Raw genomic sequence first — 14133 nt, forward strand, 5'->3', positions numbered from 1 at the left:
GAAAGTGGATGAGAGTATGACTTCAATTAAAGTGCACTGTTTAGTGAGCTGTTTTTGTGAAATTATAAAAAGACGTGGTGATATAGATTTTCGTCCATTTTATTTTGGACTATGGGATGGAGACTTTGATATAACAGAAGGCGGAATTATTTCGTATCACTCCGAAAACATTAACCATGATAATTATTTACTTTGGTATGAAAAACTGTATGGTATTAAAGTGAACGAATGGTATGATCATGCAAAAGATAAAGATAGAAATGTAGAAACATTTTTAGAATTAGTAGAAAATAAGCCGGAAAATCGTTATGTAATTGTAATGGTGGATATGTCTTTATTACCAGAGAGGGAAAATAAGTTTCACCAAAAACCATTTCCGCATTATTTAATGATATCGAAGACAGAGAAAGAAGAAGAATGGTTCATGTTAGATCCTGATTTTCGTTGGGAAGGGAATATGGAAAGAGAAAAAGTGATTCACTCTGTTCAAGATAATCCATTCGGTGGTGGTTATTTCATTGATGTAGAGGCGATTCAGGAGCCGACGCAAGAAATGGTAGCTAATTATTTCACTGAGACATTCAAAAAGTATGATAATGAACTGACTATGGAATTAAAAAATTTAATTATAAAAATGGCAAATGAGGAAGAGGGGTATTCGCTCTCTAAGCTTGTAGTAGCAGTAAAACAAATACCAGTACTTGCAATTCGTAAATATAGTTATGAACATGCCTTTGCATACTTCCGTGAAACGTTACAATACTCGGAAGAGGAGTTTGATTATTGGTGTGATCGGGTAGAGGATATTGTACAAGGATTTACAAATGTACAGTATCGTGCAATTAAAATGGCAATGACGAATAATAAGGGTATGCTCGTATCGATTATTGAAAAACTGGATGAAATGAATGCAATTGAACTGCAAATTAAGAAGGAATTAGAGAGACAGTTTCTATCATGGAAAGGTATGAAAACAAATCAGTCTGTCGTAACTCTTTAAAAAGCTAACTGAATTTAAGATAGGGGAGTTTAAAGTTATGAAATATTCGCTATGTACCATTTCATTTCGTCATCAATTAATTTCATTTACTGATATTGTTCAATTTGCATATGAAAACGGTTTTGAAGGAATTGAATTGTGGGGAACTCATGCACAAAATTTGTATGTGCAAGAGCGTGAAACGACAGAACGAGAGTTGAATTTTTTAAAGGATAAAAACTTAGAAATTACGATGATAAGTGATTATTTAGACATATCATTATCAGCAGATTTTGAAAAAACGATGGGGAAATGTGAACAACTCGTAATGTTAGCAAATTGGTTTAATACGAATAAAATTCGTACGTTTGCCGGACAAAAAGGGAGTGTAGACTTCTCGAAACAAGAGAGACAAGAGTATGTAAAGAGAATTCACAAGATTTGTGATTTATTTGCTCAGCATGATATGTATGTACTTTTAGAAACACATCCAAATACGTTAACGGACACGTTGCCGTCTACTTTGGAATTATTAGAAGAAGTAGACCATCCGAATTTGAAAATAAACCTTGATTTTCTTCATATATGGGAGTCTGGTGCAGATCCAATAGACAGTTTTCATCGACTAAGACCGTGGATACAACATTACCATTTTAAGAATATATCGTCAGCGGATTATTTACATGTATTTGAACCTAATAATGTATATGCCGCAGCGGGAAGTCGTATTGGTATGGTTCCATTATTTGAAGGTATTGTAAATTATGATGATATCATTCGGGAAGTGCGAGATACGGACTATTTTGCTTCGCTAGAATGGTTTGGACACAACGCGAAAGATATATTAAAAGAAGAAATGAAAGTATTAACAGATAGAAGATTAGAGGTAGTAACTTCGTAATATAAAATGATAAAAGAGTCTCTATTTAGAGTCTCTTTTTTTATAGTTAAAAATAACCAAAAATTACCATGTATTTAAATTCGAATTTGGCACAATTTATATATATATCAAGGAGGTGATTGGTAATGGCTAGAAATCGTAATTCTAATCAATTAGCATCACATGGAGCACAAGCGGCTCTAGATCAAATGAAATATGAAATTGCACAAGAGTTTGGTGTACAACTTGGAGCTGAAACTTCTTCACGTGCAAACGGTTCTGTAGGTGGTGAAATCACGAAACGCCTTGTAGCGATGGCAGAACAACAACTTGGTGGCGGATATACTCGCTAAATGTAGAAGGTTATAGGAGAAAGGAAGGATTCTTCCTTTCTTTTTTTTTCAATTAATTGGTATGGATATATAGCGAACTGGATTCAAACAATAGGAATAATACTATATTTTACCCAATTTCTTTCGTTATGAATGGGAAGTAGTAAAGATGTAATAGCCCTGGTGGAATGAAAAATTACGTTCCACCAGGGCTATTATATGGTAAGAAATATATGATGAAAGGTTCCGAAGTCAACATGTTAAAAAAAGAAAACTGTTGTTTAATTGCGCTTGCATCAGTTCCACTTGTTATGACATTAGGGAATTCAATGCTCATTCCAATACTGCCGACTATCGAAAAGAAATTACATATTTCATCGTTTCAAGTATCCATGATTATTACAATTTACTCCATAGTTGCAATTTTACTTATACCGATTGCTGGTTATTTATCAGATAGATGGGGACGGAAGATGGTAATGGTTCCGAGTTTACTGATTGCGGCTATCGGAGGAGCGGTAACTGGTTGGGTATCATGGAAAGTTGATAATCCCTACGTTTGGATACTTATCGGTAGAGCGATTCAAGGTATTGGTGCTGCTGGTGCAATGCCAGTTGTTATACCGTGTGTTGGTGATTTATACAAAGATGAAAAACAGGTTAGCGCAGGTTTAGGAATCATTGAGACATCAAATACATTTGGAAAAGTACTCAGCCCTATTTTAGGATCTGCTCTAGCTGCCATTGTATGGTTCTTACCATTTTGGGCGATTCCAGTTTTATGTGTAGTATCGATTGTTTTATTACTGGTACTAGTAAAAGCAAAAAAACAAGAAGGAGAAGTACCACCACTAAGAGAGTTTATTCAAGCTATTATCTCTACGTTTCGAGAAAAGGGAAGATGGTTAATTGCCATTTTTGCACTAGGTGCAATTATAATGCTTATTTTATTCGGAATTCTCTTTTATTTGTCTACTATACTGGAGTCAAAGTATGACATTCATGGTATATGGAAAGGGTGTGTACTTGCTATTCCTTTGCTTGTATTATCGATTAGTTCATATATGGCTGGTAAAAAAATTGGAGATAATCAAAATGTTATGAAGAAGTGTATTTATATTGGCTTTTTACTGGCTGCGACATCAGTTATAATCCCTTTATTTATAAAAGGGATCTATTTACTACTTCTATGTCTCGTTATTATGGGAGTAGGAATTGGTATGGCACTCCCATGTTTAGATGCCCTAATTACACAAGGGATTGAAAAGGAGCAGAGAGGCACGGTTACGTCATTTTATAGTTCGATGCGATTTATCGGTGTAGCAGCTGGACCACCCCTATATTCATTTTTTATGAAAGGGTCGGACCATGAAGTGTTTTATTTGACAAGTATTTTCGCTGTTATTGGTGCCGTTATAGCAATGATTTGGATTAAACCAGCAAAAGATGAAAAGGCAATAAAACAGAATCCAGAACCGACTGCATAATTTGAAATAGGATTGCATGGCCTATAATTAGCGTGCAATCCTATTAATTTAGTTAGGGAAAATAACTTGTTTTAACATATAAAGTGCGACTCCCCATATGACGAGTCCTGAAATTTTGTTTAATAATACGATTGCCTTTCCAGTTGAGTCTAGCCTCTTTAAAAACTTTCCAGCTAAAGCTAAGCTAATAAACCAAATCCAAGAAATGATAATCGTTGCAGATGTAAAAGCCCATTTTTCCCTTCCTATATATTGAATAGAATTTGTCCCAATTACACCGATCGTATCTAAAATCGCATGTGGATTTAATAACGAAACCGATACAGCGAAAATAATTTGTTTTTTTAAAGGCATGCTTTTTTCTTGTTTTACATCTTTGGAAGGCTTACTTCTCCAAATAACGAAGCCCATATATATGAGAAAGATAAATCCAATCGTATATAATGTCGTCGTTAGCCAAGAAAAAGTAAGGAGTACAAGGGATACACCCTGTACTGCAATTAATATTAGTAACGTATCACATAGAGAAGCAGTTAATACTACAGGGGCTGCCCTCCAAATATTAGGTTGGCTCGCACCTTGGTTAAATACGAAAACATTTTGGACACCTAATGGAATGATAAGGCCAAATGCAAGGATGATACCGTGAATAATCGCTTCACTCATTATATTACCTCCTACTTTAATTCATTATGATAGTGTATATTGTATAGAAGAAATGAAAATTTGTATCCATCCATATGGTTGGGGAGGTCACCAACCAAAAAGAATGTAAGGTGATATGTATGATGGAAAGGTTAGTTTGGAAGCCTGATATGTCTTTAGCGTCTCCTTTGTATAAACAAATAGAAACGTATATAAAAGAAAGAATCGTTAATGGAGAATGGACTGTTGGAACAAAGTTACCTTCACAAAGAGATTTGGCACATACATTTGGTGTGAATCGAAGTACAATTGTAATGGCTTTCGATGAACTAGCAGTAAAAGGGTACATTGAGGGAAATGGCCGAAAGGGAACGATTGTTGTAAATAATAATGAGAACACTTCAACATATGCTCCGCCTCCTAATTGGCAGTCTTATGTAGAAACAGGGCTTCATTATCCGAACCTTCCTGCTATTCAAGATATTAATCAAGCTGAATTTTATCCGCATGTAATTCGTTTAGGAACAGGTGAACTCGCGCCGAGTCTCTTACCTGAAAAAAAGATGAAACTAATAATGAATAAGCTGTTGCAATCAAACGTGCCACTTGGGTATGAAGAGCCGAAAGGAAATCTCTATTTAAGGGAGAAAATTGCGGGCTACTTAAAAGGGCATGGTGTATATGTATCTCCTAATTCTATTTTAATTGTTTCAGGAGCAATTCAAGCGTTGCAACTTATTTCTATGGGGCTTCTTCCGAAAGGGGCATCGATTTTACTAGAAAAACCATCCTATTTATATTCGCTTAATGTTTTTCAATCAGCAGGAATGCGTTTAATTGGAATACCAATGGATGAGAATGGATTAAATGCATCATATATTGCGAAATATAAGAAGCAATTTAACGCATCTATTTTATATACAATTCCGTCTTTTCATAATCCGACGAACTTTAGTATGAATGCAGAGAAGCGGAAAGAAGTAATGGAGATATGTAATGAAATTGGATTGCCTATTATAGAGGACGCAGTGTATCAAGACTTATGGTTTGATGAGCCTGTTTCAAAGCCTTTAAAAGCATATGATAAAAACGGAATTGTACTATATATCGGGAGTATGTCTAAAGTGATTAGTCCAGGTTTAAGAATTGGATGGATTGTTGGACCTGAATCAGTAATTCAAAGGTTGGCAGATATAAAAATGCAAACAGATTATGGTTCGAGTTCTATATCCCAGCAAATTGCAGCAGAATGGTTTACAAATGGATTATATGATGAACATTTACAGTTTGTAAGAAATGAATTGAAGAAACGTAGAGATTTTATGTTACATATGTTAGAGAAATATTGTCGTGAAATAGCAACATGGTATGAACCGACAGGTGGTTTTTATATTTGGTTACATATGAATGTACCCGTTTCGAATCGTAGCTTATTTGACAAAGCTTTACAAGAAAAGATTATATTAAATCCAGGTACTTTGTATGATAGAAGTGCAAACCAATTTTTGCGACTATCGTATTCATATGCAACGTTAGAAGAAATTGAAATAGGTATAAAAAAACTTGCACAACTAATTAAAATGTAAAAGGAGAAAGTAATGAAACAATATGTAATTTGCCAAATTATCGATGGAGATAAATATTTAGCTGCTTATGCAGAGACGAAGCAGGACGCAGTCGAAAAAGCAGAACTGCTAGGATTAAGAACGGGAAATCGTTACATAGTAATTACCGCGGAAGAAGCGAAAGGGTTAACTTATCCGTAAGCAATGTGTGGGGTACGTAGTTGGTAAATAAGCCTAGTAATATATGAAATTACTAGGCTTATTTATTATTAAAGCGTCAAGAAATCTCGTATGAAAATAATAATATTATGAGTCAAGCTGACGGAAAAATCGATTGGTTTTGCGATGTTGATTTCCATTTCTATATTCATCAACATATTGTCTGAAGTTCCAAGATTGTAAAAACTTATTTGCGGAGTTATAACCAGAATTGTAAAGCCATTCTTTTTCCTCTTTCGTTAATTCAAAATTTGTACTTGTAATCGTCCCTGTAGGAATTGTAATTGTTCTTGCTTTTGATTCTTTATCTAAATGCCGTAAATCATGAGCTTGCATCATTGTTTTAAATAGTCCTTTGAACATGGAAATGGGCTCTTTATAATGGGCGGGATCAGCTTGAATTTCATTTTTTACAAAATGAAATCCAAAAGTTGGCCAGCGAGGTGAGGTAGGGGAGTCAAAAATCCAAATGGGATAATTGCTTAAAATCCCACCATCAACCATATAACAAGGTTGTTTCCATTTTGGTGTTCTCCATTTTACTGGTTCAAAGAAGAAAGGAATGGTACTACTCATTCTTACTGCCTTAGCAATCGAGAAGCGATAATTTAAAAATCCGTAGTTTGGCAAGTCATCGGGAAAGACAACCATTTTACCGTTGCTTATATCAGAAGCAATAATTTTAAGTTTGTTTAAATCAGGTAAATCTGTAAATAAGTGAATTCCTTTTTTTCGTAGTAATTCTTCAAGCCATTCTTCTATAAATACATTGGAATAAATACCTAGAGTAGACCATGCACTTATTCCTTTACCGATAAACGGGATTCTATCAAGGAAAGTTTTCTTCATAAATTTGTTATAATCAATATCAGTTATAATTGTTTTTAATTCTGAACAAGAATAGCCAGCAGCTAAAAGAGCTGCAATAATAGCACCAGCCGATGTTCCAGCTACACGCTCCCATTCATACCCTTTTTCAGCTAACGCGCAAATTGCCCCTACATGTGCAATTCCACGCACACCGCCTCCTTCAAAAACACCATCAATTTTCATTGCACATACTTCCTTTCTAAAAATGAAAATGTAAAAAAAGCACGTAATATACGTGCTTTTTTACAATAGTTTTTAAGTTTACTAGCAGCCTACAAAGCCGCCCCAACAGCTAGCTCCGATGATGATTAGAAGGATAAATAAAACGATTAATAAAGCGAAACCTCCATAACCACATCCACCACAACTACCGCCGTAACCGTAACCGCCGCAACTATATCCGTAACCCATGTGGAATTCCTCCTTAAATTAAAAATGAAAATGAACGAAGGGAAAATGTACTGGAAGGAATAAAGAACTATCGTGTTTGTAGGAACAATGTATACTATGCTTTTTTAAACTTGTTCGCGTATGAGGGATAAGCCCGTTTTTTGGAAGGCTTGTTGATTTTGTGATATATGGAGTATAATCTTTGTGCTATGATACAAATAAGTATAGAGATGTAAGGAGAATATATGGATAACAAAATTGAAGTGTTAATTGATAAATATGGACTGACACATTTAAAAGAGGAACTTATTAATACTGTATTTCCTTGTGTAAAAGTTGTGCCTGAGCAGCAAGAAACGGTTGCGATTGGTAGTTCAAAAATGGGGGGAGCTCCTGATTTACCGGATACATTTGAATATCCAATGTATAAAGGAAATCCGTTACATTTTATCGCGCAATTTAATCTAAATGATTTACAAAACGTTCGTATGAATCACAATCTACCTAAGGCAGGAATGTTATATTTCTTTAGCATTGAAAATTACTTTGAAGAAGATGTGAATCCAATGGAAGCTGGGCGCGTACTTTATTATGATGTTCCAGTAGAGCAATTACGAAGAGCGGATGAAACGCAAGCGAAATATAATCAATGCGCAATTACTTTTGAACTGACGTATAAATTACCAGAACTTTTCATTGAAGATGAGGCCGATTCAGATCGTTTCTTGCAATTACTTGAAGAACTAATCCCAGATAACTACGATAACCATCAAATGTTTGGTGAGCCATTCTCTGTACAAGAGGAAGTACTACATGAGACAGGAGAATATATGGGGATAGATCCACAGCAAATGACGCTTTTATTCCAAATCGATTCAGATCATAAAAATTGTAATATGGTTTGGGGAGAGTTAGGAATGCTATATTTCTGTATTGGTAATGAAAATTTGAAAAATCGACGTTTTGAAAATACATGCTGTGTGTTACAAACTTGTTAATAAAAAAGGTTGCTCTTTTTAAAAGAGTAACCTTTTTTATGTGAATTAATTAATATGCATAATCTCATATGACCTATTTTGAAAAGTATTGTATACTCTGAAACTATACGATACTTTTTCGTATAGTTATAGAATATAAGGAGTGACAAGATGGGAAAGACAAGTAAGTATATGACAGCTGCCGCACTTTGTTCAACGATTGTAATGGGAGGCTTACAATCGTCAACTGTATCTTATGCAGCTACGAATCCAACTGTAGTGACGACACAATCAGATGCAAAGTTATTAGATGATTTCAGAAAAGAACTAAAAAAACAGATTGATAATCGTGAAGAAAATATTACAATCACATATAAAACAAAAGATAGAGATGCTAGAAAGATTATGGACCAATTGTACGGCGAGTTTAATAAAATCGTAGATGCTGATGAGTATGTAAAATATAATGTAGCCTCTACTAGATATTCTATTAAAGGGATGCCAGGGAACTATTCGTTTACACTACAAGTGAAATACCGTGAATCAAAAGAGCAAACACAATATGTAAAATCTCAGGCGAAAGCAATTATAAGTTCAATTGTAAAGCCAGGAATGGATGCGCATGAAAAAGTAAAAGCTATTCATGATTATGTTGTGAAACATGTATCATACGACACTTCTTATCAAGCGTATACAGCATATGAAGCGTTAGCGAACCGTTCTGCTGTTTGCCAAGGGTATACATTATTAACATATGAATTACTAAAAGAAGCAGGTATTCAAAATCATATTGTAACTGGTACAGGAAATGGACAAGCTCATGCTTGGAATTTAGTGAACATTGAAAACAAATGGTACCACCTTGATACTACATTCGATGATCCAGTACCAGATAAAGCTGGACGTGTAACATATTCATATTTTAATATGTCTGACGAACAATTAAGTAAAGACCACGACTGGGATCGTAGTAAATATCCAGCGGCAACTACAAGTTACTTTGGTGAGTTAACAAACAAAATAAAAGCTGGTAGTTCAAAAACCGTCGTATATGAGCAAATGTTAAAAGAAACAAATTTACAATACTTATCTGCACAATATGGAGCGGAAAATTATAATGAATTTAAGCAAAAGTTGCAGCAACAATTTGCTAGTAAACCAGAGAAGGTAGAAGTACGATATAAGCAGTCCATGGATGGAACAATGCAAGATATAAAGAAAGTATTAAATGAAATAAATTGGCCAAAAGGTGCAAAGCGTGTATCTTATCAAGTAGCACCATATAGTGCAATGGCAGGTTATTCATTAGCGACAATTACATTTACGTATTAAGTAATGAAGAAGAGCATCTGTAAAAGGTGCTCTTTTTATTATGTATCGTTTTTAAAAACAGAATTGTGTGATAAAATAAAAAGGAAGGATGTGGAATTTAAATGGATTTGTTCGGAAGTAATATTTTTATATTGATATATACTTGTTTAGTAATCGGACTTATCGTTTTGTTTTTCCTATCATTTACTTTGTTTATTAGAAGATTATTGCAAAGTAGCGCTGCAAAAAAACAACATGTTATCAATATGAATCAGAAGCTAGATCGAATTATTGAATTGCTAGAAATAAATAAGAAATAAAGCGAAGGCTTTTACGAGCAGTTGATATCCCACCTAATTTCTTTGCTTCCGCTACATTTTGAGGTGGGGATCTTACTGCCTGGCAAATAGTGAGATAACGATGGAAGACGTATGAAAAGGGGAAAGGGAATGGCCGATTATATAAAAGAATTACGTGAAAAAGTAGGACATGATTATGTTTTCTTAAACTTTGCGGGTGGTTTTGTATTTAATAAAGAGGGAGAAGTATTACTGCAAAAAAGAGGAGACTTTAATGCTTGGGGCTTTCCAGGTGGCGCAATGGAGATAGGAGAGTCGGCTGCGGAAACTGCGATTCGAGAAATAAAAGAAGAAACTGGGTATGATGTAAAAATACATGAGCTTATTGGAGTGTATACAAAATATTTTCAAACATATCCAAATGGAGATAAAGCACAGACAATTGTGATGTGCTTTTCATGCTCAATAGTTGGAGGGAATAAAAAAATAGACGGTGATGAGACGTTAGATTTAAAATTTTTCCCATTAGACAAAATGCCTCCGTTATTTTGTAAACAACATGAAGATTGCTTGCAAGATTTATTGGAGAAAAGAGTAGGGGTATATCGCTAACATATAAAAAAGAAGCTAAAAGATTAGCTTCTTTTTTATGTTTTATTTCCACCAATCATCAAACATTGACGCTGGTACTTGTCTTTTATGTTCACTCACTGTGTAACGCTTTTCGATTTTTTCTGCAACGTCAGCTGGAACTGATTTACCTTCTAAATAATCATCTAATTGATCGTAAGTAATGCCTAATTCTGTTTCATCAGCTTGACCTGGCTTTTCATCTAATAAATCAGCTGTGGGCATTTTTAAGTAAAGACGCTCATCTGCACCTAACTCTTGTAATAAAGCACGTCCTTGGCGCTTAGTTAACCCCGTTAATGGTAATAAATCTGCACCACCATCTCCGAATTTTGTAAAGAATCCTGTTACAGCTTCTGCAGCATGATCTGTTCCGATAACAAGTAGACCTTTTTGTCCACCAATTGCATATTGTGTAACCATACGGATACGAGCTTTCACGTTACCTTTATTGAAATCAGTTAATGATTCACCTAATAAGTTCTCGTATTGATTTGAAAAAGCATCAACGGTTGAAGCGATATCAAATGCAGTTGATTGATCAGCTTGAATAAATTGTAATGCTAATTGTGCGTCATCTTCATCCTTTTGCACTTTGTAAGGAAGACGTACAGCGATAAACGTTGCGTTACCACCTTCGTTACGAATTTCTTCAACTGCAAGCTGTGCTAAACGTCCTGCTAATGTAGAGTCTTGGCCGCCGCTAATTCCAAGTACAAATCCTTTCGCACCTGTTTTTTTTACATAATCTTTTAAGAAATCAACTCGTTTACGAATTTCTACTTTCGGATCAATTACAGGCTGAACATGTAATGCTTTCATAATCTGTTCTTGTAATGTCATTATGTTTTCCTCCTATTCATATTAAAGCGGTAAATAAAAAATTTTTATGTATATATTGGTACATACTTCTATCCTTTATTATTTCGCAAAACTAACGAATATACAATAGGGTGTGTGTATGAATATGAATGTAGTCATTATAATGAAACTGTTTCGTTTAAGCAATTTTTTTACCTTTCAAAAATGTAAGGTTTTTGTCATTTGAATCGATGGAAGGTATTTCCCTACTTTACTACTATAAAAGCATAGTTAGTAGAAGGGCGGAGAAGTAATATGAACATTAGAGAACTCGCATATCGGAATGTAACGCGAAATAGACGGACATATTCAGCATATTTTTTGAGTAGTGCATTTGCAATTATGGCCTTTTTTGTATATTCGTTTTTTGCGTTTCATCCGGCATTAAGTGCAGGAGAATTAGGACAGTATGTATTTGTAAGTATGTCGTTTGCACAGTCTATTATTTACGTATTTACATTCTTCTTTATTTTATATTCAATGGGAATGTTTTTAAAAACGAGAAAGCGTGAACTAGGAATTTTAATGATGCTTGGTATGACGAAATATCAATTAAAGCGTCTTATCTTCTTTGAAAATATTATGATTGGAATAGGGGCAATTATTTTCGGGATTCTTTCAGGTATGTTGTTTTCAGGAGTATTAATTTTTGTAGCCCCAATGATATTAAAACTAGATATTTCCTTATCCTATTACATTCCAATGAAAGCAGTTGTTGTAACGAGTATTATGTTTTTCATATTATTTATGATTATTTCATTATTTAGTGCCGGAATGGTTCGTAAAAATAATATTATGAAATTGTTTAGAGGATCAGCAGAGGCGAAGCCAGAACCGAAAGCATCGAGTATTTCTTCTATATTAGCAGTAGTATTGCTTAGTACTGGTTATACAGGCGCTCTTATGTCACATGGTGCTATGGTATTTGTGATGATGATTCCGGTTACAACGGTAGTCATTATTGGTACGTATTTGCTGTACAAGCAGTTGAGTGTCTTTATTATTCGGCTATGTAAAAAAAGTAAACGTTTCTATTGGACACAGACAAATATTATTACGTTGTCAGATTTAGCGTACCGTATGAGAGATAACGCAAGAATGTTCTTTATTGTAACGATAATTTCAACTGTAGCATTTTCGGCAATAGGTACATTAGTTGGCTTTGCATCAATGACGAAAGGGATTATGGAGAGGCCAATTGCGTTTCATTACCACTCTAAGCAAGGGAATAGTAATGAATCACAGCATCTAAAGATCATCGATGAGGGACTAAAAAAACATAATATAGCAGCTTCAAAAACTAATATCTCATCGAAGAAAACGGAGGAGCAGTCATTAAGAAGCGCCATTTTTATAAAAGAATCAGAGTATAAGGAATATGCAAAGTTAACAGGAGAACCATTTAATACTGTAGCAAATAAAGAGGTTTTATTTTTGTCGGCCGAAATACCAGGACCACCGATGAAAGAAAGAAAAGAAATTACTTTACCTAATATGAATGAACATTTAAAAGTGAAAAAAGTTACTTCGTCTTCATTGGGGAAAATATTAAGAGGAAATGTTTATGTAATCCCTAATAATCAATATGATTCATTACAAGGTGGATTTATAGAAACAAAAGATTATATGTATAAAACTGAAGGAATGAAAGATGAAATTGAGGTTGGTAAAGAACTTACGAGTCAGATGAAGCCTTATGAAGAACATGCAACGTTTAGTGCAGAAGAGTACGAACAAAACCAAAGTTTACAAATCGCAGGACCAATTTTATTTGTAGGTTTCTTTATTGGTATTGTATTTTTCGTATGTGCAGGAAGCTTCCTTTACTTCCGTTTATTTTCTGATTTGGAGGATGATACTCGGTTATTTGAAATGATTCGAAAAGTTGGCTTAACGAGTGGGGAATTATCGAAAGTAGTTACAATTCGATTGGCACTTTTATTCTTCGTTCCGATAGGTGTTGCAACATTACATGGGGCAGTAGCGTTAACTGCGTTAGGACAGATGTTTGAGTACTCACTGTTTAAAGAAAATACAATTGTATTAAGTATTTTCGTAGGAATTCAAGTTGTATACTTCTTAATAATACGATCTCGTTATTTAAAACAATTGAAAGAGAGATTACGTATTCGTTAACTGTGTTTTTTTAACTTGAGTACAAAATTTTCTAAAAAGATACAAGTATTGCCAAAAAGTGATAAAATGGAAAAAGCGAGGTGGAAAATTAATAGAGAGTAAGGGGGGAGTAATATGAAAGCAACAGGAGTTATTCGAAAAGTAGACGAATTAGGACGAATTGTTATTCCTAAAGAATTAAGAGATGTATTAGGGATACAAATTAAATCACCACTTGAAATTTTCGTAGATGAAGATAAAGTCATTTTACAAAAATATGAACCTTACAATGCTTGTCAAATAACAGGTGATGTTTCAGACCAGAACATATCATTAGCAAATGGAAACATTACTGTTAGTATAGATGGAGCGAAACATTTAATAAAAGAAATAGAGAAATTTTTAAAAAAAAGTGAGATTTAGTTTTCATTTATAATATTTTAAAGATTATATATCATTCTTTAAAAAAACTATAAAAGGGCCATTTAATGGTCCTTTTATTTTTATACATTCGTTGAATGATTTGAACTGTTATTGCCTGCAAAGCACGGGATAAATGTTAGTAAGTTATAT

The 14133-nt window shown here is 34.2% G+C and carries 16 protein-coding genes; 12 read left to right on the forward strand and 4 right to left on the reverse strand.

Translation table 11 applies throughout. The features are described from left to right. The first annotated feature begins 16 nt into the window (after window positions 1–16). The 4 genes from BTOYO_RS22895 to BTOYO_RS22910 all read left to right on the forward strand — a co-directional run bounded on the left by BTOYO_RS22895 (window position 17) and on the right by BTOYO_RS22910 (window position 3678). Window positions 17–1000, forward strand: a complete 984-nt coding sequence (locus BTOYO_RS22895; RefSeq protein WP_000200694.1) for a DUF6005 family protein — start codon at window positions 17–19, stop codon at window positions 998–1000. A gap of 37 nt (window positions 1001–1037) precedes the next feature. Then, entirely contained in the window at window positions 1038–1880 is an 843-nt protein-coding gene (locus BTOYO_RS22900; RefSeq protein WP_000877704.1) for a sugar phosphate isomerase/epimerase family protein, read from the forward strand. A gap of 125 nt (window positions 1881–2005) precedes the next feature. Beyond that, on the forward strand, window positions 2006–2212 hold the full coding sequence (locus tag BTOYO_RS22905) for an alpha/beta-type small acid-soluble spore protein (protein WP_000113546.1): 207 nt from the start codon (window positions 2006–2008) through the stop codon (window positions 2210–2212). A 236-nt stretch (window positions 2213–2448) separates the two neighbouring features. After that, entirely contained in the window at window positions 2449–3678 is a 1230-nt protein-coding gene (locus BTOYO_RS22910) for a bacillibactin exporter BcbE (protein WP_033657374.1), read from the forward strand. A gap of 48 nt (window positions 3679–3726) precedes the next feature. Here the strand turns inward: BTOYO_RS22910 and BTOYO_RS22915 are convergent, their stop codons facing one another. After that, on the reverse strand, window positions 3727–4344 hold the full coding sequence (locus BTOYO_RS22915; RefSeq protein ID WP_001287313.1) for a LysE/ArgO family amino acid transporter: 618 nt from the start codon (window positions 4342–4344) through the stop codon (window positions 3727–3729). Window positions 4345–4463: 119 nt separating this feature from the next. On the opposite strand from BTOYO_RS22915, the gene BTOYO_RS22920 reads away from it, so the two are divergent. Then, window positions 4464–5909: an aminotransferase-like domain-containing protein gene (locus BTOYO_RS22920; protein WP_002038489.1), complete on the forward strand. Its 1446-nt coding sequence runs from the start codon at window positions 4464–4466 to the stop codon at window positions 5907–5909. Window positions 5910–5921: 12 nt separating this feature from the next. Beyond that, a complete protein-coding gene (locus BTOYO_RS22925; protein ID WP_000816372.1) occupies window positions 5922–6089 on the forward strand; it encodes a DUF3933 family protein in 168 nt (55 codons plus the stop codon). A 105-nt stretch (window positions 6090–6194) separates the two neighbouring features. Here BTOYO_RS22925 and BTOYO_RS22930 read toward each other — a convergent pair whose 3' ends face one another. Further along, entirely contained in the window at window positions 6195–7160 is a 966-nt protein-coding gene (locus tag BTOYO_RS22930) for a patatin-like phospholipase family protein (protein ID WP_000686787.1), read from the reverse strand. Window positions 7161–7241: 81 nt separating this feature from the next. Further along, window positions 7242–7388, reverse strand: a complete 147-nt coding sequence (locus BTOYO_RS22935) for a YjcZ family sporulation protein (protein ID WP_000540425.1) — start codon at window positions 7386–7388, stop codon at window positions 7242–7244. A 224-nt stretch (window positions 7389–7612) separates the two neighbouring features. On the opposite strand from BTOYO_RS22935, the gene BTOYO_RS22940 reads away from it, so the two are divergent. The 4 genes from BTOYO_RS22940 to BTOYO_RS22955 all read left to right on the forward strand — a co-directional run bounded on the left by BTOYO_RS22940 (window position 7613) and on the right by BTOYO_RS22955 (window position 10566). Next, window positions 7613–8365, forward strand: coding sequence for a YwqG family protein (locus tag BTOYO_RS22940; protein WP_023441229.1), 753 nt, complete (start codon window positions 7613–7615; stop codon window positions 8363–8365). 150 nt (window positions 8366–8515) lie between these two features. Further along, window positions 8516–9676, forward strand: coding sequence for a transglutaminase domain-containing protein (locus BTOYO_RS22945; protein WP_000520819.1), 1161 nt, complete (start codon window positions 8516–8518; stop codon window positions 9674–9676). Between the two features lie 101 nt (window positions 9677–9777). Beyond that, window positions 9778–9975, forward strand: a complete 198-nt coding sequence (locus BTOYO_RS22950; RefSeq protein ID WP_000362892.1) for a DUF4083 domain-containing protein — start codon at window positions 9778–9780, stop codon at window positions 9973–9975. A 129-nt stretch (window positions 9976–10104) separates the two neighbouring features. Further along, window positions 10105–10566, forward strand: coding sequence for an NUDIX hydrolase (locus BTOYO_RS22955; protein ID WP_000796419.1), 462 nt, complete (start codon window positions 10105–10107; stop codon window positions 10564–10566). Window positions 10567–10608: 42 nt separating this feature from the next. Here BTOYO_RS22955 and nadE read toward each other — a convergent pair whose 3' ends face one another. Then, window positions 10609–11427: an ammonia-dependent NAD(+) synthetase gene (gene nadE / locus BTOYO_RS22960; RefSeq protein WP_000174898.1), complete on the reverse strand. Its 819-nt coding sequence runs from the start codon at window positions 11425–11427 to the stop codon at window positions 10609–10611. 273 nt (window positions 11428–11700) lie between these two features. Between nadE and BTOYO_RS22965 the strand changes: the two genes are divergently transcribed. Both BTOYO_RS22965 and BTOYO_RS22970 read left to right on the forward strand, forming a co-directional pair. Further along, complete coding sequence (locus BTOYO_RS22965) at window positions 11701–13581, forward strand: FtsX-like permease family protein (RefSeq protein WP_001026012.1); 1881 nt, start codon at window positions 11701–11703, stop codon at window positions 13579–13581. A gap of 114 nt (window positions 13582–13695) precedes the next feature. Further along, on the forward strand, window positions 13696–13983 hold the full coding sequence (locus BTOYO_RS22970) for an AbrB/MazE/SpoVT family DNA-binding domain-containing protein (protein WP_000648323.1): 288 nt from the start codon (window positions 13696–13698) through the stop codon (window positions 13981–13983). The last annotated feature ends 150 nt before the right edge of the window (window positions 13984–14133 follow it).

The sequence above is a fragment of the Bacillus toyonensis BCT-7112 genome, assembly GCF_000496285.1.
Lineage (GTDB): Bacteria > Bacillota > Bacilli > Bacillales > Bacillaceae_G > Bacillus_A > Bacillus_A toyonensis.